The organism is Aerococcus mictus (assembly GCF_003286595.3).
Classification (GTDB): domain Bacteria; phylum Bacillota; class Bacilli; order Lactobacillales; family Aerococcaceae; genus Aerococcus; species Aerococcus mictus.
In genome coordinates this window covers 574,930-597,351 of record NZ_CP132985.1, presented here as the reverse complement: position 1 = coordinate 597,351, position 22,422 = coordinate 574,930, and the positions used below count along the sequence as shown (strand labels likewise).

At 45.1% G+C, this 22,422-nt stretch carries 19 protein-coding genes; all 19 read right to left on the bottom strand.

Annotated features, from left to right (window positions below; all coding sequences use genetic code 11):
• Positions 1-212: 212 nt before the first annotated feature.
• A complete protein-coding gene (locus DBT49_RS02820) occupies positions 213-1,463 on the bottom strand; it encodes a peptidoglycan bridge formation glycyltransferase FemA/FemB family protein (protein WP_070558474.1) in 1,251 nt (416 codons plus the stop codon).
• A gap of 24 nt (positions 1,464-1,487) precedes the next feature.
• The gene (gene ffh, locus DBT49_RS02815) at positions 1,488-2,963 is read right to left on the bottom strand and encodes a signal recognition particle protein (RefSeq protein ID WP_070558476.1); all 1,476 of its coding nucleotides are present in this window, start codon (positions 2,961-2,963) and stop codon (positions 1,488-1,490) included.
• A gap of 3 nt (positions 2,964-2,966) precedes the next feature.
• The gene (locus DBT49_RS02810) at positions 2,967-3,314 is read right to left on the bottom strand and encodes a putative DNA-binding protein (protein WP_070558478.1); all 348 of its coding nucleotides are present in this window, start codon (positions 3,312-3,314) and stop codon (positions 2,967-2,969) included.
• Positions 3,315-3,825: 511 nt separating this feature from the next.
• Entirely contained in the window at positions 3,826-4,851 is a 1,026-nt protein-coding gene (gene ftsY / locus DBT49_RS02805) for a signal recognition particle-docking protein FtsY (protein WP_070558482.1), read from the bottom strand.
• Positions 4,852-4,865: 14 nt separating this feature from the next.
• On the bottom strand, positions 4,866-5,678 hold the full coding sequence (locus DBT49_RS02800; protein WP_070558484.1) for a Cof-type HAD-IIB family hydrolase: 813 nt from the start codon (positions 5,676-5,678) through the stop codon (positions 4,866-4,868).
• Positions 5,679-6,065: 387 nt separating this feature from the next.
• On the bottom strand, positions 6,066-9,626 hold the full coding sequence (gene smc, locus DBT49_RS02795; protein ID WP_111872390.1) for a chromosome segregation protein SMC: 3,561 nt from the start codon (positions 9,624-9,626) through the stop codon (positions 6,066-6,068).
• A gap of 14 nt (positions 9,627-9,640) precedes the next feature.
• Positions 9,641-10,339, bottom strand: coding sequence for a ribonuclease III (gene rnc / locus DBT49_RS02790; RefSeq protein ID WP_083300404.1), 699 nt, complete (start codon positions 10,337-10,339; stop codon positions 9,641-9,643).
• A gap of 18 nt (positions 10,340-10,357) precedes the next feature.
• Positions 10,358-10,603, bottom strand: coding sequence for an acyl carrier protein (acpP, locus tag DBT49_RS02785; protein WP_060777885.1), 246 nt, complete (start codon positions 10,601-10,603; stop codon positions 10,358-10,360).
• A gap of 39 nt (positions 10,604-10,642) precedes the next feature.
• A complete protein-coding gene (plsX, locus tag DBT49_RS02780) occupies positions 10,643-11,662 on the bottom strand; it encodes a phosphate acyltransferase PlsX (protein ID WP_070558487.1) in 1,020 nt (339 codons plus the stop codon).
• A 23-nt stretch (positions 11,663-11,685) separates the two neighbouring features.
• On the bottom strand, positions 11,686-13,725 hold the full coding sequence (recG, locus tag DBT49_RS02775; RefSeq protein WP_070558489.1) for an ATP-dependent DNA helicase RecG: 2,040 nt from the start codon (positions 13,723-13,725) through the stop codon (positions 11,686-11,688).
• Between the two features lie 27 nt (positions 13,726-13,752).
• Positions 13,753-14,757, bottom strand: coding sequence for an MsnO8 family LLM class oxidoreductase (locus DBT49_RS02770; protein ID WP_070558490.1), 1,005 nt, complete (start codon positions 14,755-14,757; stop codon positions 13,753-13,755).
• A gap of 64 nt (positions 14,758-14,821) precedes the next feature.
• Entirely contained in the window at positions 14,822-16,489 is a 1,668-nt protein-coding gene (locus DBT49_RS02765) for a DAK2 domain-containing protein (protein WP_070558491.1), read from the bottom strand.
• Between the two features lie 21 nt (positions 16,490-16,510).
• Positions 16,511-16,873, bottom strand: a complete 363-nt coding sequence (locus DBT49_RS02760; RefSeq protein WP_013668911.1) for an Asp23/Gls24 family envelope stress response protein — start codon at positions 16,871-16,873, stop codon at positions 16,511-16,513.
• 205 nt (positions 16,874-17,078) lie between these two features.
• The gene (gene rpmB, locus DBT49_RS02755; protein ID WP_041706165.1) at positions 17,079-17,267 is read right to left on the bottom strand and encodes a 50S ribosomal protein L28; all 189 of its coding nucleotides are present in this window, start codon (positions 17,265-17,267) and stop codon (positions 17,079-17,081) included.
• 100 nt (positions 17,268-17,367) lie between these two features.
• Complete coding sequence (locus tag DBT49_RS02750) at positions 17,368-18,039, bottom strand: thiamine diphosphokinase (protein ID WP_083300406.1); 672 nt, start codon at positions 18,037-18,039, stop codon at positions 17,368-17,370.
• Positions 18,040-18,054: 15 nt separating this feature from the next.
• The gene (rpe, locus tag DBT49_RS02745) at positions 18,055-18,702 is read right to left on the bottom strand and encodes a ribulose-phosphate 3-epimerase (protein WP_070558493.1); all 648 of its coding nucleotides are present in this window, start codon (positions 18,700-18,702) and stop codon (positions 18,055-18,057) included.
• Entirely contained in the window at positions 18,699-19,631 is a 933-nt protein-coding gene (gene rsgA, locus DBT49_RS02740; protein WP_070558495.1) for a ribosome small subunit-dependent GTPase A, read from the bottom strand. Before rsgA ends, rpe begins: the two co-directional genes overlap by 4 nt.
• Positions 19,624-21,675, bottom strand: a complete 2,052-nt coding sequence (gene pknB / locus DBT49_RS02735) for a Stk1 family PASTA domain-containing Ser/Thr kinase (RefSeq protein ID WP_111872389.1) — start codon at positions 21,673-21,675, stop codon at positions 19,624-19,626. The genes rsgA and pknB overlap by 8 nt, the downstream gene beginning before the upstream one ends.
• Complete coding sequence (locus tag DBT49_RS02730) at positions 21,672-22,415, bottom strand: Stp1/IreP family PP2C-type Ser/Thr phosphatase (RefSeq protein ID WP_070558498.1); 744 nt, start codon at positions 22,413-22,415, stop codon at positions 21,672-21,674. Before DBT49_RS02730 ends, pknB begins: the two co-directional genes overlap by 4 nt.
• Between the last annotated feature and the right edge of the window lie 7 nt (positions 22,416-22,422).

The following is a 22,422-nucleotide window of genomic DNA, read 5'->3' as shown; positions in this document are numbered from 1 at the left end:
CTGACTAACTACTAAAATACCCTATCTAAAAAAACATAGCAAATCATTTACATTTCCACTAAAAAAGCCCCGCTAGAAGCGAAGCTTGTTAAAAGATAATTTGAATAAAGTCTCCCAAACTTAATCAATGATAGGCTGAGATATTTAACTCATTTGCCTGCTTGAATTCTTGAGAGCTATTGCTTTGTTTGACTAAGTCAAGGCCTAGGTGCTTAATTATAGCGACCAAGGAGACGTTTGACCTTCTCATAGAGGGCGAGGAAGTGGGGATGCGGTGACCAGGTAAAGGTTCCAATATTTCTTTCCGCATAGCCGTTAAAGGATTGTTTGAAATGAAGCAAGCCGTTATTCTCGTCAAAGGGCTCACTGATGCCCAAGAAATTATAGACCGGAATATCATGGTCTAGGGCCAGCTTGATGGATTGATCTTGGATCAGATAAGGAGCATTAATGATGGAATATTCCTCATCTGAGCCTGAATAGAGATAGGTCATCTCATAAGGACTCTCAATAAAGAGAGCAACTGCTAAAACGGTTTGTTCTTCTTTGGCTTGGTCCACCCAGACTTGGGCATCGGCAATCTTTTTCACTTGAGCGTCATATTGGGATTGGTATTCCCGTCTTTGATTGTTCTTCTTGCGGCTATTGGGATTTTTAGCCAGGTCTTCATCTAAGTCCGCTAAGATTCCTTCTAATTCCTCTTGACGTTCAACTAAACTAGCTTGGTAGTCTTTGAAGTTAATTTCCGCAATGACAAAGCGGGCTGCACTGCCGATGTTCTGATAAACTTCTTCAAAGTATGGATATTCCTTAGGCGCAATCCCCAATCGCTGACAAGTTTCCTCATAGCAAGCATAGAAGCGCGGTATTTCTTCAATTCCAGTAATCTCTCGGACCACGGTACTATACTTATGGGCTTGTTTGAGGGATTGTTGGGCGCCGTGAAGGTAGGATTTTTCCACCTTGTTGGGGTCCACTGTAGTCAAATCCTTCTTATAATTCCAGTCAAATCCCGCAAATTCTGGTCTTTGGTCCTGGTAATGGTAGGTGAAGCCTGCTGCTTGAATCCAGGAAACCAGATCTTCGTTAATCTTTTTGGGGTTTTGTGCCTTTTCATCAGTAACAATAATCCCAAGATCTGGCTTCACGAGTAAGGAGATCCCCTTATGAGACTTGACAAAATCCTTAACCCCATTCAAGAAAGTAATGATTTGGTCGCGATTGCCTAAATCTCCAGGTAGCCAGCCTTCTAATTCAAAGGCCCCACCCACATGGGTAGGTAAGCTGGCCAAAATGCAGGCTTCTAGAATCTGATCTTGGTCGTCTGTTAAGGCTAAATAATGAATTTCTCGGCCCCGGGCGGCTTTTAAGCGCGCCATGTCGAGCGATTGCAAGTGGTTGCTGCGGCCTAATTGTTTGATCCACTTGTCAAAATCATCTGCTGCTATTTCAACGAATTTCATTTATCCCACTAGTCTCCTTCACATTTACCCTTTTTTGCCACGTTTTTTACGTTGCTTATTTAATTTTTTCTTCATGTGTTTTGCTGCTAGTTCTTGAGCCCGCTGTTTCTTGCGACGGCCACCATCCATACCAGGCATATTAGGCATATTACCCATTCCATTAGGCATGCCCCCCATTAGGGAAGATAAGGAACTCATATCCCCATTGGTCATGGCTGACATCATGGTCCGACTTTGGTTAAATTGTTTAATCAATTGATTGACTTGATTGACGGTAGTTGCTGACCCCTTAGCAATCCGCCGGCGCCGGCTTTGGTTAATTTCATCCGGATGGGTCCGTTCATAATCGGTCATGGACTGGATAATGGCCTTGGTACGGACCATATCTTTAGGGTCGATGTTTAACTTATCAACCGGTAGTATCTTATTTAAGCCCGGTATCATCTTGATGATGCTTTCAAATGAGCCCATCTTGTTCATTTGGTCCATTTGCTTAACGAAGTCATTAAAGTCGTAGGTATTGGCTTGCATCTTAGCCGCCATCTCTTCGGCTTCTTTTTCATCAAATTCTTTTTGGGCCTTTTCAATCAGGGTCATCATGTCCCCCATACCCAGAATTCGGTTAGACATTCGGTCAGGATAGAAGGTTTCAATGTCTTCTAATTTTTCCCCGACCCCGGTAAATTTAATCGGTTTGCCAGTGATAGAGGCAATCGACAAGGCCGCCCCACCACGGGTGTCCCCGTCTAATTTAGTCAGGATAACCCCAGTGAGTGCTAATTCTTCATCAAAAGTCTTAGCCACATTAGCAGCTTCTTGACCACTCATGGCATCAACAGTTAAGAGAATTTCATCGGGATGAACGGCTGCTTGGATGTTCTTTAATTCATCCATCAAGGTTTGGTCAATTTGTAAACGTCCGGCAGTATCGATAAAGATAGTATCGTAGTTATTCTCTTTGGCATAAACGACTGCCTTTTGGGCAATCTCAACAGGGCTGACTTGGTTACCTAGTTGGAAGACAGGTAGGTCCAGCTGACGGCCAATGGTTTCTAACTGGTCAATCGCAGCAGGACGGTAGACGTCGGCAGCCACTAAGAGAGGTTTGCGATGGCCTTCCTCCCGTAAGTGATTGGCTAGTTTACCCACCGTAGTGGTTTTACCGGCCCCTTGTAAACCGGCCATCATAATAATTGTGGGCCCATCTTCATTATAGTTAATGCCGACTTGCTCGCCACCCAGTAATTCAGTCAATTCTTCATCGACGATTTTGACAATTTGTTGGGTTGGACTCAGCGATTCTAAGACATCACTATTTAGGGCCTTATCTTGGACCTTGCGAACAAAGTTTTTTACCACTTTAAAGTTAACGTCAGCCTCTAGTAAGGCCAAACGCACTTCCCGCATCATTTCTCGCAAGTCGCCTTCTGAGATTTTTCCCTTTTTACCGACTTTTTCTACCGCTCCTTGCAGGCGGTCCGATAAACTTTCAAAAGCCATTCCTTACACCTCTTTATCATCCATTATTAGTAACTTATCTATTGTTTGTTTGAGTTCGTTATCTTGAGCATAGTTCTTTTTGACATAGTCCCTGAGCTCCTTGATCGTCGCTTGCCGCTTACGGTAGTCAGAGGCTAAGTGTAAGCGGGACTCATAATTTTCAAGGGTCTTTTCCGTTCGACGAATGTTATCATAAACGGCCTGCCGACTGACATCGAAATAGGCCGCAATTTCACCGAGGGAGTAGTCATCTTGGTAGTAAAGACTAATATAATCTTGTTGTTTTTTGGTTAATAACTGGTAATAGAAGTCCAGTAAGCGGTTAATTTCATTAGTCTTTTGAATTTCCATATTTGCCTCCATCACTAGATTACTTCTAGCTTACAATCTTTAAGAATACCGAAGTCCTTAGGGAAAGTCAATGCAGAGGCCAGTAAAATCCCCTTAAGATTAGGAGGCAGAAAAAGGCTGGGAGATCTTTTCCCAGCCCTGTATATCAAAACCTGTTCCAAGCGCAAAGCAAGCGTCCGCTTCAGAAAATACCAACGCACAGATTAGTTGAGTTCGGAAGGGTGAGGGGATGTCCTTTCGAAAAAGTTGAACGATCAAGCAAGTTGAGTTCGGACGCCAGCCTTGAAGTTGCTTCAGAAAATCCCAACGCACAGTCGTGCTGTGCTTTTGGTATTTTCCTCCAGCAATTCAAGTCTCTGACGGCGTCCTCACATCCTTTTATCTGATCTTATCATCTTTTCCTCCAAGGAATCTCCCTCCCTGATCCTTCCTCACATCCTTATAGCTGTGCTTATGGTATTTTCCTCCAGCGATCTTGCTCTTTGACGCGCTTGTCACACTCTCATGATTTTTAGACTTCAACGACGTCTTTGACTAATTGATAAATAAATTTCTCCCCGTCAAAGGGTTGTAAATCATCCATTCCTTCGCCTAATCCTATCAGCTTCACTGGTAGGTCTAGCTCATAACGGATGGCAAAGATAACTCCCCCACGGGCGGTTCCATCTAATTTGGTTAAAACTAGGCCGGTAATATCGACGGTTTTATTAAATTCCTTGGCCTGTACCAGGGCGTTTTGTCCCGTGGTAGCATCTAGAACCAGTAAGGTTTCATGAGGAGCGTCGGGAATTTCCCGTTTAATAACCCGATTCATCTTGTCCAGTTCATTCATCAAGTTCTTCTTGTTTTGTAAGCGACCCGCTGTGTCAATTAATAGGTAGTCATAGCCTTCACTGACCGCTTTGTGAACAGCGTCATAAACCACAGCAGAAGGATCACCATTAGCCTTACCACTAACCACCGGTGCTCCGACCCGTTGGCCCCAGGTATTTAATTGTTCCACCGCTCCGGCCCGAAAGGTATCTCCAGCAGCTAAAAGGACTTTCTTGCCCTGGCTGATGTAGTGGTGGGCGACCTTGGCAATAGTGGTGGTTTTTCCGACTCCATTGACCCCAACAAAGAGCATCACAGTTGGTCCATCGGGGTTTTCCTTTAAGGAAACTGAGCTATCCTGACCCTTTTCATAGATCTTAACCATTTCCTCAATAACAGTATTTTTGACATCTTCTCCCTTGGTCACATTCCGTCTTTGCACTTCCTCACGAACAGCATCCGATAGGGCTAGTGTCATGTCAAAGCCAACATCACTAGTAATCAAGGCTTCCTCTAAATCATCAAAGAATGCTTCATCGACCTCACGAAAACCAGCAAAGAGGTCATTCATACGCTCAGAGAAACTTTTCCGCGTTTTCTCGACGCCCTTGTCATACTTTTCAAAGACAATCTTCTCTTCTTCTTCCTCCCGGTTCTTAGCTTGTTCAGCAACTAGCGGATCTTCACCGGTAAAGGCTTGTTTAATACGGTCAAATAAACCCAAATTGATTCACTCCCTTATGACTTCAATACCAATTCTTCAATGGCATGGGCAACCCCATCGTCCATATTGGATTTGGTAATATAGTCAGCATATTTTTTTATTGTTGCATTGCCATTAGCCATGACAACGGCAGTTCCTGCCCATTGTAACATAGCCTTATCGTTCTCTTCATCACCAATGGCCATGACTTCGCTAACATCAATCTTTAAATATTTAGCTAAAGCGGCCAAGCCCTGTCCCTTGTCTACGCCCTTAGGCATCACTTCTAACTGATGGCCGTGAGAGCGCATGACGGAATAGTCTTGGTAGAGCCAGTCCGGCAAGTCCGATAACTGGTCTTCAATATGCTCCTTAGGGGTATTGGTCACCGTTTTATAAAAATGATGGTCCATCCCCACAGCATCCAAGTCAAAAGGAACAAAGGGAAGAAAAGGCATCTGTTGGTCATAGTGGCCCGGCCAGTCCTTGGGGTACTTAAGACGATGGACGGTATCGATATCTACCGCGTCAATAGGTAAATCGAGTCCATACATCATGTCATAAATGCGAAGCACATCAGCTGTCGTCATAATGGTTTCAGAAATGATCTCACGGGAATCATTATGTAAAACTAAGCCACCATTATAAGTAATCGAGAAATGTTTAGCAGTATTCATGTTAAAGCGGTCCAAGGCAAATTGAATGCCTTCAATGGGACGACCGGTACAAATCACCACTTCAATCCCCGCTTCCACGGCTCTTCTTATGGTAGAAGCATTGGCTTCACTAATGGTCTTATCATCGCGTAATAAGGTCCCATCTAAGTCAATAGCAATAAGTTTAATCATGCAATCTATCCTTTATAAATCCTTAGCGCATGCCGAAGCAAACTTTACAAAATTTCTTTCTCATTATATCACAGATCAAGAAAATAGCCCATTTTGGAAGAGAGTGCGACGGGTGCACCAAAGATCGATAACACTAGAGCTAAAGAGCAAAAATTCTTGAAAAGAATTTCTTGCACTTTAGTGAAGTGGAGATCGATCTGCACCCGGAGCAGGTTTAAAGAGAGTGTGACAGTCACAACAAAGGACGAAATCACTGGAGAAAACTGGGAAAACCTCAGCAAAGCTGAGCGTTAACAGTTTTTAGTTGGTTTTGACTAGACAGTTCGCCTTTAAAAAAGGACTGGGGAGAAATTTCCCAGTCCTAATTATAGTTTAAATCCATTATTCCTAATTCAATTGATCATCAACATCCTCTAAACGAACCGATGCCAGTTGAGAAATTCCCTCCTGCTGCATGGTCACCCCATAAAGAATGTTAGCGGCTTCCATGGTTCCCTTACGGTGGGAAATAACAATAAATTGCGTTTTTTTAGCAAATTTTTGCAAGTAGCGTCCATAGCGGGCCACATTGGCATCATCTAAGGCCGCTTCAACTTCATCCAAAATGGAGAAAGGCACCGTTTTGACATCCAAAATGGCAAAGAGCAAGGCAATAGCGGTAAGGGCCCGCTCACCACCCGATAACAAGCTCAAGAGCTGGAGTTTCTTTCCTGGCGGTTGGGCCATGATTTCTACCCCAGTATTCAGTAAGTCATTGGGATCGGTGAGCTTGAGGGTCGCCTTGCCCCCACCAAAGAGAGCCGGAAAAATACTTTCAAAGGCGTCGCGGATAGCTTCAAAGGTAGTCTTAAAGTGGGTAGAGACTTCACTATCCATTTCAGCAATGGTTTGATAAAGATTTTCACGAGCATCGATAGCATCTTGGCGCTGTTTATCGATAAAGCAAAAACGCTCATACACCTCATCATATTCCTCAATAGCCTGCATATTGACTGGTCCCAAGTGGTCAATAGCCTGCTTTAATTGCTTGACCCGGCTGGAGGCTTGGTCAATCGACATGGTTAACTGACTTTCTGCCCGCGCCCGTTCATAGGTCAAACCGTATGATTCACTTAATTGTTCCAAGTGATTATCGATCGATACCTCATAGCGACTAGCACTGGCCTCTAACTTAGCAATACTTTGCAAGTTGTTTTGAATTTCTGAGTTCAGTTGGCTAATCATTTGATTGGCCGCTTCAACCCTTTGACTGGCTTCCTGGCGTTCTTCTTTTGCTGTTTTTAACTGGACCTGAATGTCTTTACTTTGCTTTTGGAAGCTTTGCAATTGGGACTCTAAATGCTTTTTCTTCTCCTCCTGGTCGCTATCATTGGTCAGAGCTTGGCTTAGTAAGTTAGCAAGCTCTTGATAGGCCTGTTCCTGATCAGCGAGCTCTGCGGATAAGCTGGTTTTTCGGTCCTTAGCCTGCTTAACTTGCTCCTTGGTAACCGCAAAGTCAGTCGCAATCTCTTGAAAATCATTTTGCAGCTGGGCTTTTTGCTGGCCTTTTTCTTCATCAGAGAGTAAACGAGCATCGATCTTGGCCTTGGCTGCTTGAATTTTTTCCTGTAAGTGAGTCAGTTTTTCCTGGCTGGTGGCCAGGTCTGCCTGACCCTGCTTAACATCCTCTCGGCTAAGATTTTTCTCATAATCCTGGCCTTGGACTTCCTTAGCCAATTTCTCCAGCTCCTGAGTTAAGTGCTCCCTTTCGGCCTGGCTAGAACGCAGGTCATAGCGAGCCTCACTTCCTTTTTCTTTCAAGCTTTCTAAGGCCTGAGTCAGCTGATCTTGGCCTTGCTGCTGGGTCGCTATTCGGCTAGCCGCTTCTTGGTAAGAGGCTTCCATGGATTCAATATCTTGGCTTAAGCTTTGGATGTCATTTTTACGACTAAGGAGAGAGGTCTGGTTCCGCTTATTAGCGCCCCCGGTTAAGGATCCTCCTGCATTAACTAGGTCTCCGGTCAAAGTGACGATCCGGTAACGAGCATGGAGAGTCTGGGATAGGCGACGAGCCCCGGTTAAGTCCTCAGCCACAATGATATTTCCCATCACATTTTCCATGACGGTTTGAAATTGATCGTTAAAGTCTACCAAGTCAACCAACAGGCCGATATAAGCGGGATCAGCTTGAACACGGCTGACTTGCTGGTCACTGATCCGCCGACTTTTCATAGTATCCAGGGGAAGGAAGGTCGCCCGTCCGGCCTTCTTAGCCTTCAAGTAGGTAATCACTTCCTGGGCCACTTGGCCATCCTGGGTGACGATATTTTGCATGCTGCCCCCTAAGGCCGTTTCTACCGCCAGGGTATAATTTTCAGGCACATCTATCAATTCCGCAATGGCCCCAAAAATCCCTCTTTTTTGGCTCTTTAATTTCAGGGCATTTTTGACCCCGTAGTAAAAGCCTTCGTGGTTATCCTCTAAATTCTTTAAGGAATCTAACTGGGCTTGTTTTCTCAAAAGCTTTTGATAGAGAGACTGGTTAGCCTTAGTCGCTTTTTGGACTTGGTCTTGAGACTGCCTTAATGACTGGGCTTGGTCTTGATAGTCTTGGAGCAAGTCTTTTAACCTTTGCTCTTTTTGACTAATTTCTTGGTCCAATTCTTCCTGCTGGCCCTTCAGCTTAGCCTGTTCTTTTTGACTGTTCCGGATCCTCTCCGCATATTTTTCTTGGTTCTTTTGCCCTTGTTGGATATCCTTCTCAGTTTGCTGGATTTGGTTAGATAAATGGCTTTCTTCCTGTAAATAAGCGATGTACTGGTTACGTAGGTCTTCCAAATCTTCTTCACTGTAGTCACTTAAAGCCGCTAATTGCTCCTTGAGGGATTGATAGGAGTCGGCTTGGCTTTGATAAGTTTCTTGATACTTATCTAGCTGAGACTGGTTACTTTTTAAGTCCGCTTTCAGTTTTTCAATTTTTGCTTGTAAATTGGCCTGTTCTTTTTCTTGGCTTTGGCGGTTAGACTGGATAAAACGCTGCTCCTGCTCCATCATTTGCAGTTGGCTACGTAGTTTCTCCCCAGCCTGGAGTTTGACCACGTAGTTGTCATTGAGCGCGTTAACGCGCTCATCAGACTGTTCTTCAGCGGCCTTGGCTTGGTTCAGAGCTGTTTCTTCCTGGTCAAGTTGACGTTTTTTCCCTTCATTGCTGGTCTGAATGCTTTCCAAATCTTTCTTAGCCAGTTGCCATTGTTCATTAAGGGTTTCAATTTGAACGGCAGTCAGGGCAATTTCAATTTGACTAAGCTCTTGCTTCTTGTCCCGGTAGGAAACGGCCGCTTCTTTTTGCTCCTTGAGGGGTTCCAAGCGGCCTTCAATCTCTGACAAGATATCTTCAATCCGATTTAAATTCTCTTGAGACCGGTCCAACTTGCGTTCAGCTTCTTGCTTCTTACTCTTATACTTCATGACCCCGGCAGCTTCTTCAAAGATAGCGCGTCGCTCTTCAGCCCGCTGGGTAAAGATCTCTTCTACCTTGCCTTGGGAAATAATAGAGAAGGATTCCTTTCCCACTCCCGTATCCATCATTAACTGGGTGATATCCTTTAAGCGGCAATTTTGGCCATTAATTTTATAGATGCTGTCGCCGGAACGGGTATAGCGTCTCAATACCGAGACCTCATCACTATCCATATCAAGAACCCGGTCACTGTTGTCAAAGGTTAAAACCACCTGGGCATATTGGGATTGACGTCGACTTTGTGAACCTGAGAAAATCACGTCATCCATTCTTTTCCCCCGCAGTGATTTGGCGGATTGTTCACCGAGCACCCATTTCACTGCTTCAGTGATATTCGATTTACCACTACCGTTTGGTCCAACTATGGCTGTAAACCCCCGGTCGAGTTCGACTCGGGTTTTCTCTGCAAAGCTCTTAAAACCGACCATTTCAATTGTTTTTAAATACACACACTTGCCGTCCTTTATTTATCTTTTTGTATATCCTCGAGGGCCTGTTTGGCTGCCGCCTGTTCAGCATGCTTCTTAGAAGTCCCCTGGCCTTGACCGATGATTTCACCATCTAAACAGACTGCCACTTCAAAGCGTTTATTATGGGAGGGGCCAGATTCCTTCAACAAACGATAAGATAGGTTAATCTGACCATCTTTTTGTAGTTCTTCTTGGAGGGCGGTTTTATTGTCTCGGTGATCCTTAAATTCACCGCTCTCGATCTTAGGATAAATGGTTTGCTCTAGAAACTTCTCAATAGCATCTAACCCAAGATCAAGATATAAGGCTCCCACAACGGCTTCAAATAAGTCACAAAGTAAGGAAGAACGTTCGCGACCACCATTGGCCTCTTCACCGTGCCCTAGACGGACATATTGGTCAAAGCCACACTCCTTACAGCGTTTACTCAAACTTTCCTCACAGACAATCAAGGCACGAATCCGAGATAAGTCGCCTTCTGGTAATTGGGGAAAGTAATGGTAGAGGAAATTAGAGACTGTTAACTCTAAAACAGCATCCCCTAAAAATTCAATCCGTTCATTGTCCTGTAAATTTTCTTTGCGTTTTTCATTTACATAAGATGAATGCGTAAAGGCAATTTGATAATGACGCTTTTCATGAATGTCCAAATCAAATTGCTCTTTAAAAAGCTGCTTAATCGCTTTAAACATGGTTTTCCTCCTTAATAGTTAACTCTTTTTCGCCAAACTAATAGCATCAACTAATTCTTCTAAGGTTTCAATATGGTCTGCAGTTGAATCGGGAATGGAGACCTTGAAATAATCTTCTAAGGTCATGACCAGCTCCACAATATCTAAGGAATCTGCCCCAAGGTCCTTAGATAAGTGGGTGGTTTTATCGATTTTCTCATCTTCCAAACCAAAGCGTTCACTGATCATTTCCCGAATGATATCAAAAATTTTTCTCTCTTCCATAGTTGGTCTTCCTTCTCAAAACAATTCCTTTTCAAAGGCCTAGTCTTCTGCTTGACCTTCCTTATTAGCGATTTGTTGGGCCAAACTGTCATAGGTACCTGATTTCACAATTTGCCGGGCCTGGCCGATGGTTGCAGCAACAGTCTTAGCACTGGCATTCCCGTGACACTTAATCACTGGGGCTTTTACTCCAAATAGGGTCGCTCCACCAACACTTTCAATATCAAATTGCCCTAGGGTTTCCTTTAATGAATTTTTTATCAGTAAGGCCCCTAGTTTTGTTTGGAGGTTCCCTGATTTGAGGCTGTGACTGACTAATGTAAGAATCTCTTTAGCCGTCCCCTCAATGGCCTTTAAAACGGCATTACCGGTAAAGCCATCACTAACCACCACATCGCAGACCCCAGCTAAGATGTCGCGGGATTCCACATTACCGATGAAGTGGATCTGTTCTTCCTGGCTCAATAATTCAAAGGCTTCTTTAGTGACTTTGTTGCCCTTGCTATCCTCAGAACCATTATTCAAGAGTCCCACCCGTGGCTGACTCTTACCTAAGACGTCCTTAGCGTATTGGTTACCCATCAAGGCATTCTCCCAAAGTTGCTTGGCCTTGGCATCGGCATTAGCGCCCATATCCACCAAGACAAAGGATTCCCCTGACTCTCTTAAATTAGGTAGGGTTCCCAATAAGGCCGGACGATCAATCCCTTTAATTCGCCCGACTAACAAGGTCCCTGCTGCTAAGAGGGCCCCAGTATTACCGGCTGAGACCAAGGCATCTGCCTGTCCTTTTTTTACCGCCTTAGCGGCAACCACCATGGAGGCATCCTTCTTGCGACGGATGGCCCGGACCGGTTCATCATCACCAGCAATTTTTTCTGAGCAATGGATGATTTCAATGGGATAGTCGCCCTTAGGAAGCAGGGCTTGGATTTGGGCTTGGTCCCCATAGAGCAGGATCTGAATATCGGAATAGGTCTGGACTGCTGCCAGAGCCCCTTCCACGATAGCTTGAGGGGCGTGGTCACCACCCATAGCATCTACTGCAATTTTAATCATGAGCTTCACTCCTTTAGCCTAGATCAGGCTTGACGTTCTTCTTCCACTTGATTCAACCAGGCCCCTAGTAAGGGATAGTCCTGGACATTTTCCATCAGATAGGGGGCAAATTGAATGGCGTCCTGGCGGCTATATTCCAGAATCTCGCCATCTTCGACCGGGTCGGCTAACTGGAATTCAGGTAAGCCACTCTGCTTGGTGCCAAAATAGTCCCCTGCTCCCCGTAATTCTAAGTCTTGCTGGCTCAAATAAAAGCCATCATTGGACTCAGTCATGATCCGCATCCGTTCTTTACCGTTTTCAGTATGGGGGTCAGCCAACAAGAGGCAGAAAGAGGCTACCTGGCCCCGGCCAACCCGACCCCGTAATTGGTGGAGTTGGGCTAGACCGAAGTGGTCGGCATCCAAAATAAGCATTAAGCTGGCATTGGGAACATTGACTCCTACCTCAACCACAGTGGTGGCCACCAAAAGCTGGATCGTATTATCACTATAGGCCTGCATGACAGCCTCTTTTTCTTCATTAGATAACTGCCCATGAAGGAGGCCGACCTGGTAGTGGTCACCAAAACGGCCCTGGTAATCGGCATAAATTTTTTCGGCGTTTTGGGCCTCAACTTTTTCTGACTCGCCTACCAGGGGACAAATAATATAAGCTTGTCGACCCTTAGCCAGTTCCTGTTTTAAGAGATAGTCGACCTGACTAGCCTCCTGGGGCCTTAGCCAGAGGGTCTTAACCGGCTGACGACCAGCGGGGAGTTCCTTTAACTTGGAAACTTCCATGTCGCCCATCAAGGTAATTTCTAGGGTTCGAGGGATGGGGGTAGCGGTCATATAGAGGACATTTGGGTGGCGGTCTCTATTCTTATCGATTAATTGCCGGCGCTGCTTAACCCCAAAGCGGTGCTGTTCATCGATAATGACTAGCCCCAGGTCCTTAAAATGAACATCTTCCTGGAAGAGGGCATGGGTGCCGATCATCAGGTCAAGGTCTCCCCGGGCCAGCTGGGAAAGAATTTGCTTGCGTTCTTTGCCCTTGGTAGACCCGGTTAACAAAGCACAGCGCAGTCCCGTGGCTTGGTATATACTTTGAGCTTCTTTAAAGTGCTGCTCAGCTAAAATTTCGGTAGGCACCATTAAGGCCCCTTGAAAGCCAGCTGATATAGCAGCCGCTAGGGCGATCAAAGCCACAATGGTCTTTCCGCTCCCCACATCCCCTTGCAAGAGCCGGTTCATGGGATAGGGTTGCAGGAGGTCCCGACAAATTTGATTAGTAACTTCTTTTTGTCCCTGAGTCAATTCAAAGGGAATTGAGCGGATAAATGCTTTCAGCTGGTCATTGTCATAGAGAATTTGTACCCCCGCTTCTTGGTAGCGCTGGTTGAGCTTGCGCCATTGAATACGGAGACTATAGAGAAAGAGCTCCTGGTACTTAATCTGGCGCCGGGCTTGCTGACTATCAGCCTCAGTATTTGGAAAATGCATCAAGCGTATTGCCTGGCGATGAGGAATTAACTGATAGCGCTTTGACAATGCTTCGGGGATAAGCTCAGGAATCTGATCTTCATACTGGTCAAGAGCCGTCTTAATTAACTGCCTTAAAGCGGACTGTGAGAGCCCCTTAGTTGTATGGTAGACAGAGGCGGTCTCATTATCCTCACTGGAAAAATTGATAAGTTTAATCCCCAACAATTGCTGGCGCTTGGCTTCATAAGTCCCATAAATCAGAATCTCTTCTTGGCTATGAATTTGCTTTTTGAGGTAGGCTTGGTTGAAGAAATTAACATTGATAATTTCATGGTCCACCTGCAAACGAAAATGCAGGCGGTTACCCTTGCGTCCCCGAAAATAATTCACCACTGGTTCAGTAACCACACGGCCCTTTAAGGTCGCTTTTTGATTGTCGGCCAATTCCTGAATACTTTTAACCGATAAGTCTTCATAGCGAAAAGGAAATTGACAAAGTAAATCATAAATGCTTTCAATCTTCAAACGCTTCAACAGGGCTGCTTTTTTAGGGCCTACTCCAGTTAAGACGCTGACTGGATCAGTGATACTCGTCATTGGCTTACTCCTTCCCGCTGCAGGCTACTAAAGATCGATGTCCGCTAAGATATTAATTAAGTCGCGGCGATAATTGTAACCAGATAATTGGTTAACCACCAGGAATTCATCGCAGTCTAATTCTTTCATCAAATGGCTAAATTTAGCCTGAATTTCTTTAGGGCTAGCGATTAATTTAGCCTCTTGGTAATGGTCAATAGTTTCCTTCTCCTCATCGGAAAAAGGATAGAATTCCGCTTCCTCCACACTCAAGAGTTGGTACAAGGCCCGCTTGTTACTCCTAAAAGTCAGTATCCAAGCATCAACGGCCTTCTCTAAGCCTTCTAAGACATTCTCATCATAGGCCGAAATGACATAGAGCGACACCATGACATGGGGGCTATTACTAATCCCATTGGGTTTAAAATACTTGCGATAAATGCGGATAGCTTCTTTACATTCTTCATAGGAAGGATTGAGGAAGAGACCAAAAAGCATGCCCCAGCCTTGTTCAGCAATATAGCGAACATGGCGGGTGCTAGTCACCATGACATAATACGGAATCTCATGGTCAAATAAAACTGGCATGGCCCGGGCTTTCCCCTCTTGGTGGACTGACCGTTGATCATGCATATAGTCATAAAGGGCGACTAATTCATCCTTATAGGGTTTGGGATTCTTAAAGTCAAAGCCCCCCATTTCCTTTTGGTCAGCCTGTTCCTTAGGATTGCTATAACCTACCCCGGCTTCAATCCGGTGGGGGGCTAAGCATTCCAAAACTTTAAAGTTCTCAGCCAGTTGATAGGCACTTAAATTATCCAGCATCACCCCACCTGTGCCCAGGCGGATATGCTTGGTAATCGCCGCTGCATAGCCTAATGTGACTTGGGGGCTTGACCCTAAGAGTGCCGGAGTGCTGTGGTGTTCAGCAAACCAGTAACGAGCCAGTCCCTTTTCATCTGCCAATTGTAATAAATTCATGGCACTTTTAAAGGATTCGATCGCAGTCATTTCACGATCGCGAGGGATAAAATCCAAAATACCTATTTTCATATGACTCATTCTCTTTCACCCTTCTAAATATAGAAAACAGACTGCAAGACAGCCTGTTTCTTAACTATTCAACAGAAATTAAATAACTATAGACAGGCTGGTCCCCTTTATAGACTTCAACTTCTAATTGATCATTATCTTCAGTGATAAGATCTGCTAACTGACTAGCTTCTTCTTCACTGATGTCTTCACCATAGATTAAAGTCACTAATTCACTTTCTTCATCGGTTAAGGCCTGGACCGTTTTACGGGCAGCCTGACTCTTATCAGTATCACAGACTTGTATATCGCCTTCAACCAGGCCCATATAGTCACCCTTGTGGATGGTTAAACCAGAGATCGAGGTGTCCCGAATCGCATGGGTCACTTGACCACTCTTGACTTCATGAAAGGCTTCTTTCATAGAACTTTCATTACTTGCTAAGTCATCATTGAGGTTAAAGCCGAGTAAGGCCGCTAGCCCTTGGGTAATCGACTCGGTTTCCAAGACCACGGTAGGCACCTCGCTGACATCAGCCGCTTGTTTGGCTGCCATAAAGATATTCTTATTGTTAGGTAAGAGGATGATATTTTCAGCGTTAACTGCTTCAATGGCCTTAACAAAGTCTTCCGTCGACGGATTCATGGTCTGACCACCGGAAATGATGTAGCTAGCTCCCGCCTCTTTAAAGAGTTCGCTCACGCCTTCACCGGCACAAACAGCAATAATACTGTAAGCTTGCTTTTCCTTAGGGGCTGCCTTGGCCTTATTGGTCAGGATATCCTCATGTTGCTGGCGCATATTATCCACTTTCACTTTGATTAAGGTCCCAAATTTTTGCCCATAATTGAGGACATCACCAGGACGTTCAGTGTGGACATGGACCTTGACCACTTCATCATCATTAACCACTAATAAGGAATCCCCGCGTTCACTCAAGTAATTCCGGAAAGTCTCGTAGTCAAAGTCTTCATAGTCTTCTGAGCCTTGCCCTAAGGCCACCATAATTTCGGTACAGAAGCCGAATTTGATATCTTCTGAAGACACGGAATGGGAAGTATTATAGTAATTTTCTTCATGGGCTAATTCAGTGAGGTCGGTATTTTCAACATTGGTATGGAAACTAGCAACCGCTTCACCCGTCAAGGCCTCTAAAAAGCCAGCATAGATTAGGCATAGTCCTTGCCCACCAGAATCAACCACGCCTACTTCTTTTAGTACAGGAAGCAGGTTAGGGGTATTCTCTAAAGCCAAGTTAGCGCCTTCAGAAACAGCGCGCATAACCTCAATGACGTCATCACTCTTCTCAGCTTGGACGAGACCGGCTTCTGCTCCCTCACGGACCACGGTCAAGATCGTCCCTTCCACTGGCTTCATGACTGCCTTATAGGCTGACTTAACCGCCTGGTCAAAGCTATTGGCTAGGGCCTTGGCATCTAACTTTTCGAGACCCTTACAGCCCTTAGCAAAGCCTCTAAAGATTTGGGATAGGATTACGCCGGAATTCCCCCGTGCTCCCATTAGCAAACCCTTGGCTAGGGCATCGGCAACTTCTTCGACACTTTGCCCATCGTTCTTCTCGACTCCGTCTAACCCCGCTGAAAAGGATAAGTTCATATTTGTCCCTGTATCCCCATCAGGTACTGGAAAGACATTTAAGGAATCGACATAATCTGCTCCTTGCTTTAACTTGTCGCAACCTACGGCAACCATGTTTCTTAAATCTGATGCATCAATGACTAACTGACTCATGCAGCGTCTTCCTCCCTTCGCTTATTGATCCTCTGTATATATGCCTTGGACAAAGACGTTCACTACATTAGCAGTGATGCCTAGTTGCCGTCCTAAATCATATTTTACAGAGCGTTGCACGTTACGACAAATTTCTGAGATCTTGGTGCCGTAGTTTACCATAATATAAACATCGACGATCACCAGATCAGCCTCGCTACGAACAACGACTCCCTTGGTATAATTTTCAATTTTTAAGATTTCAGAAATGCCATCACGGATTTGGTTCTTGCTGGCCATGCCGACCACACCATAATTTTGTGTGGTAGCCATTCCCACAACCTTAGCAATCACGTCATTAGTAATTTCAATTTCGCCATATTCAGAATCCATTTTTACAGGCATTGTTTTTCCTCCTTGTTAATAAGAGTCATTTTTTCGATGAATACGCTTGAAGATTCTTATATCATAATCCTTTTCCCATTGTACCAATTTTTGGCGGATATTGCACTCTCTGGCCTAAATTAAAAGCTAATAATAAAAAAACACATTAGCGATAGAATGATTAACACTCTATGGCTAATGTGATTTTCTATCGTTAGTTTGTTGACTAAACACGTTGAACTTTTCCTGATTTAAGGGCACGAGCTGAAACCCAAACACGTTTAGGTTTTCCATCAACTAACACACGAACTTTTTGCAAGTTTGGTTTAAAGGTACGTTTTGAGCTGTTTAAAGCGTGTGAACGGTTGTTTCCAGATTTTGCTTTACGACCTGTGAAATAACATTGTTTTGCCATGTTGAATAACTCCCTTCTTACAGTTTTTTGAACATACTAGAATATTTTATCATAGGGGTTACTGGGTTGCAAGTTCTTTTAGAAAATACTTAGCAAATACCTAGTGAGCATCCCTGGTTTGTAAGACCATCAAGAGTCCCGTAGAAAAGCTTAAGGACATGGGCCGGCCATCAGGGAGAAACTCATTAGAAATAAATGACCGCGGGTTATCAGAAGCAAAGTCCTCTAAGCGGTACTTAACGTCTTTTAAGGTCAGCCCGCTGATGGGCCCCATAGAGATCAAAGAAAGATAGGTCATGCCCTCATAGGGATAAATGGTATGATCACCAGGCTCCAAAAAGCGAACCGTGTTGGTATCGGAAACAAATTCTAAACGAGAGATGACCGACTGAAAACGGTCTTGGTAGGCCATCCAAAGGTTATTAAGGGTATGGTCGAGTCGACCACCCAGCATGCCATAAAAAATGATATGTTCCGCCTGGGGCCAATTTTTTATCATTTCCGTGAGAGCAGCTTCAGTATCAGTATCATTCTTCTCACTGGGTAAGACAATACATTTCTGGGCCGCTTCTTGGATCGCTTGTCTTTCCTCCGCGGTCACCGAATCAAAGTCCCCCACAGCTAGGTTGAGAGGTAAGCCGGCGCGGAGCAACTCTCTCGCCCCCCGGTCTATCCCCACCCAGGCCACTTGGGGGTCATTTTTGTAACTAGCAATAATGGGATTATCCAAATGAGCAATTGAACTCCCCACAGCAATAATACGTTGAATCATTTTCCTCACTCACTTTTAGCAGCAAGCATCCCGCAAGGAAGCGATGGCTTGGTTAGAATCCCCTTTGTAGACATAAGAACCGGAAACAAAGACATCCACCCCTTGGTCGTAGCACTGACGAATGGTGGTGTTATCGATCCCTCCATCGACTTGGATTTGATAATGGTAGCCTTTTTCCTGACGGATTTGGTCCAGTTCAGTCATTTTTTCTACCATATCGGGAATGAAGGCTTGGCCACCAAAGCCTGGGTTAACCGTCATGACTAAGACCATATCAACCATATTCAAGATCGGTGTGATGGCTGATACTGGAGTTGCTGGGTTAAGCGCCACCGCAGCTTTCATGCCTTGGAATTGAATATTTTGAATGGTCCGGTGTAAGTGGGTGACCGCTTCAAAATGCACCGTCATACTATCTGCTCCCGCTTGGGCTAAAGATTCGATATAGTCATCTGGATTATCCACCATCATATGGCAATCAATGAAAAGTTTGGTGTGAGGACGTAGGGCTTCCACCATGGGTGCACCAAATGTGAGGTTGGGGACAAAATGGCCATCCATAATATCCACATGAACCCAGTCTGCTCCAGCTTCTTCAATCCGGGCAACTTCTTCACGCATACGACCGGTATCAGCATTTAAAATACTTGGGGCAATTTTCATTTTTTCTTCCTCCTATTTTTCTGTTGGTAATCGGGTTTTTTATTAATAATTTCCTGCAAAAATTCCACATAATGGTCATAACGACTTTGACTAATCTCGCCTGCCGCTAGGGCTGCTTTAATGGCGCAGTGAGGTTCATGGGTATGGGAGCACTCCCGGAACTTACAGGAGTCACTCCGCTCTCTCATTTCAGGGAAGTAGTCTCCCAAGTCTTCCTTTTCAATGCTATCTAAACTTAAACTAGAAAAGCCAGGCGTGTCGACTAGCTTACCCCCATAGACATCATGCAATTCGACATGGCGGGTGGTATGCTTGCCCCGGCCCATGCCCTTAGAAATAGCAGCCGTTTCCTTATGGAGGTCAGGCAGGAGATGGTTTAACAAGGTGGTCTTACCAACCCCTGACTGTCCCATAGCGGCGATGGTTTTCCCATGAAAAAGTTCAGTCAGCAAATCTTCGTCTGCTTGAGATAGGTCTAAATTCGTTAAAACCTGGTAGCCCAGGGACTGGTAATTGGCCAATAGCGGCTGCAACTCTTCACGTTCTGCTTCATCAAATAAATCTAACTTAGAAAAGTAAAGCGCTGGTTGGATCCTTTGGCTTTCACTATAGACCAACATGCGGTCAATCAACTTGCTAGGGATTTGTGGTTGGGTCACGGAAGCAACGACAAAGGCTAAGTCAATATTAGCCACCGGTGGCCGGTCAAGCTCGTTTTTGCGCTCTTTCACGGCAGTTAAGACCCCTTCATGGGGATTATCTGCTTGAAAACTGACATAGTCACCCACTAAGGGGGTCAGCTGTTCCTTACGAAAGAGGCCGCGCGCCCGGGTTTGGTAGATCTTCCGACTATCTTGGTCTTCAATATAGTAAAAGCCACTCAAGACCTTAACGATCTGGCCCTGTTTTTCTGTTTGTCTATTAGTCATCGCCTGGTTTCACTCGATTCTCTAAAATCGTCTTGCCGTCACGAACCACCTTGAAACGAGCGGTTTTATTAGGCTCAGTTTCAAAACTCAAAGTATAAGACTTATCGTCAGTGATGGTAAAGTGATCAGCCACTTCATTGTAAGAATGGTTTAAATCATCAATGTAAATTTCAATCTCATTGGCTGCCTGCCGTTGGGAAGTAGACTCACCATCAGAATCTCCACGAGATCTTTTGCCCTTGTAAGGAATAGTGATGGTGTGACGGAAGCTATGTGTGGGCTCCTCCTCAGGCCCTAAAGAAAGGGTCACAGTCAAATTCGCCCCGCGATTAAAGTTGGCTCCAGGCGCGATACTTTGGGAAACCACTAAGCCCTTAGCTACAGAATCCGAATTTGCTTCATTAAAGCTGACATTCAAGCCTACACTTTGGGCATATTGTTGGACGCCCGCTTGGTTTAAACCTTGCAGGTTGGCCATCGTTAAGGGTTCCTTACCCAGACTCACGACCAAGTGCAGGTTGGTTTCACTAGCCACCACACTAGCACCCGGAGCTGGATTTTGGGAAATCACTTTACCCTTTTCTACCTCTTCACTATAGACTTCTTCACTACTTACGGAGAAACCCTTCTTCTCAGCATCTTTTTTAGCCTGTTCTAGGGTCTGTCCTTGGTAGTTAGGAATTTCAATAGGTTCCTTACCCTGGCTAATATAGAGGTCAATGGGCTGGTCAGCCTTGACCTTCCGCCCACTACTCGGATCGGTCCGGATCACTCGCCCGCTTTCCACCTGGTCGCTATATTCTTGATGACTCTCACCCAGGCTAAAGCTATTATTGACCAGGCTATTACGGGCCTGGTCTTCGGTCATATTGGTTAAATCAGGGACCGGTTGACTTTGCCCCTGGCCAAAGACAAAGACGCCGAGAAGCAGTAAGATGGCCAAGAGCCCCCCAATGAACCAAGGCCATTTCCGCTTGGACCGACTGGATGTTTTTGGCGGAGCTGCTTTTACTTTTGGCTCACTTTGGGCCTCTGCCTTTTGACTCGCTAAGCCGGCACCGAGCGGCATGGCCTTGGTCGCTTGAGCCGTCTCTTTGGACTCTGGCTTGGCTTGGGGAGTGACCTTAGTCTCGTCAGTAATTTGTTTTTCGATCGCGTCCTTAGCCATAACAATGGTTTCATTCTTCATCAATGAAGGCGTAAATGGTGCTTCATTGGCCCGGCTGGGATCCAGACAGGTCGCTAAATCTTGCCGCATCTGTTCGCAAGTCTGATAGCGTTCATTAGCTTCCTTGGCCGTTGCCTTCATAATAACATTTTGCATGGCTTGGGGGATATCGGAACGGAATTGATTAATATCCGGTAGGGATTCCTGGAAATGTTGGATGGCTATGCTAACGGCTGATTCCCCGTCAAAGGGCACCTGGCCAGTGAGCATTTCAAAGGAAACAATCCCCAAACTATAGATATCGGATTGGTAACTAGCCATCGACCCCCGAGCTTGTTCTGGGGAGAGGTAGTGGACCGAGCCAATAATAGTATTGGTCTGGGTAATCGAGGTTTCCGTTGAAACCAAGGCAATCCCAAAGTCCATGATTTTTACCTGGCCATCGGGTTTAATCATGATATTTTGCGGTTTTAAGTCCCGGTGGATAATCCCCTTACGATGGGCACATTCGACCCCAGCCAGGATTTGCATCATGATCCCTTGATAAGTTTCTTTACTGATGGGATGATTTTCGCGAATAAATTGTTTAAGGTCAATTCCCTCAATGTATTCCATCACGATATAGTGGCCATCATCATCGTCACCGACATCGTAAATATTGACAATATTGGGATGGTTCACTTCTGAAATCGACATGGCTTCCCGTTTGAAACGTCGGGTTGCGTCATCCATATCCGAAGTCCCAATGCGGAGGAATTTAATGGCGACCTCCCGTTCCAAAATCGGATCATAGGCTAAATAGACAGTTGCCATTCCTCCAGAGCCAAGGTGGCGGATAATTTCATAACGATTACCAATCACTTGACCTTGTTTCATGACACATCCCCTCCCTCAATCCTGGCGAGGACCACCGAAATATTATCCCGGCCTCCAGCTTGGTTAGCTGCAGCGATTAAGGCCTGAGCCGCCTGATTAACATCTTCATCGCTAGCGATAATCTGACCGATATCGTCATCAGTCAGCATATCGGTTAAGCCATCTGAACAGAGTAAGAGCATGGTCTGAGCCTCTAAGGCAAACACCGAAATATCCACCTTGATATCTTCGCTTACCCCCACCGTCTGAGTCACAATATTCTTTTGCGGGTGGTTTTGGGCTTCAGATGGAGTAATCATGTTCATATCTAAGAGTTCTTGGACAAAGGAATGGTCGCGAGTCAAAGGCTTCAAGATCTCACCATCGTAGCAATAAGCCCGACTATCGCCCACATGGGCTACAATCCCCTTGCCTTCAATAATCGCAATCCCCACAATAGTGGTTCCCATGCCTGACAAATCATTATATTTTTCTGAAGCTTGTAAAACCCGGTCATTAGCAGAAACAATATTATCTTCTAACCAAGTTTGAACCGCTTCCGTATCGGTCTTAGGAGACTCCTCCCAGGCATGGCCAACTGCATAGAGGGCCATTTCACTGGCTACATCCCCAGCATTATGACCGCCCATACCGTCACAGAGCAGGAGTAGGGCCTGCTCGGCTTGATTATAAAAAACCCCTACTTGGTCTTGATTTGAGCTTCTAATTTGACCAGTATCGGTCAACTGACTAACTTCCATAGTAATT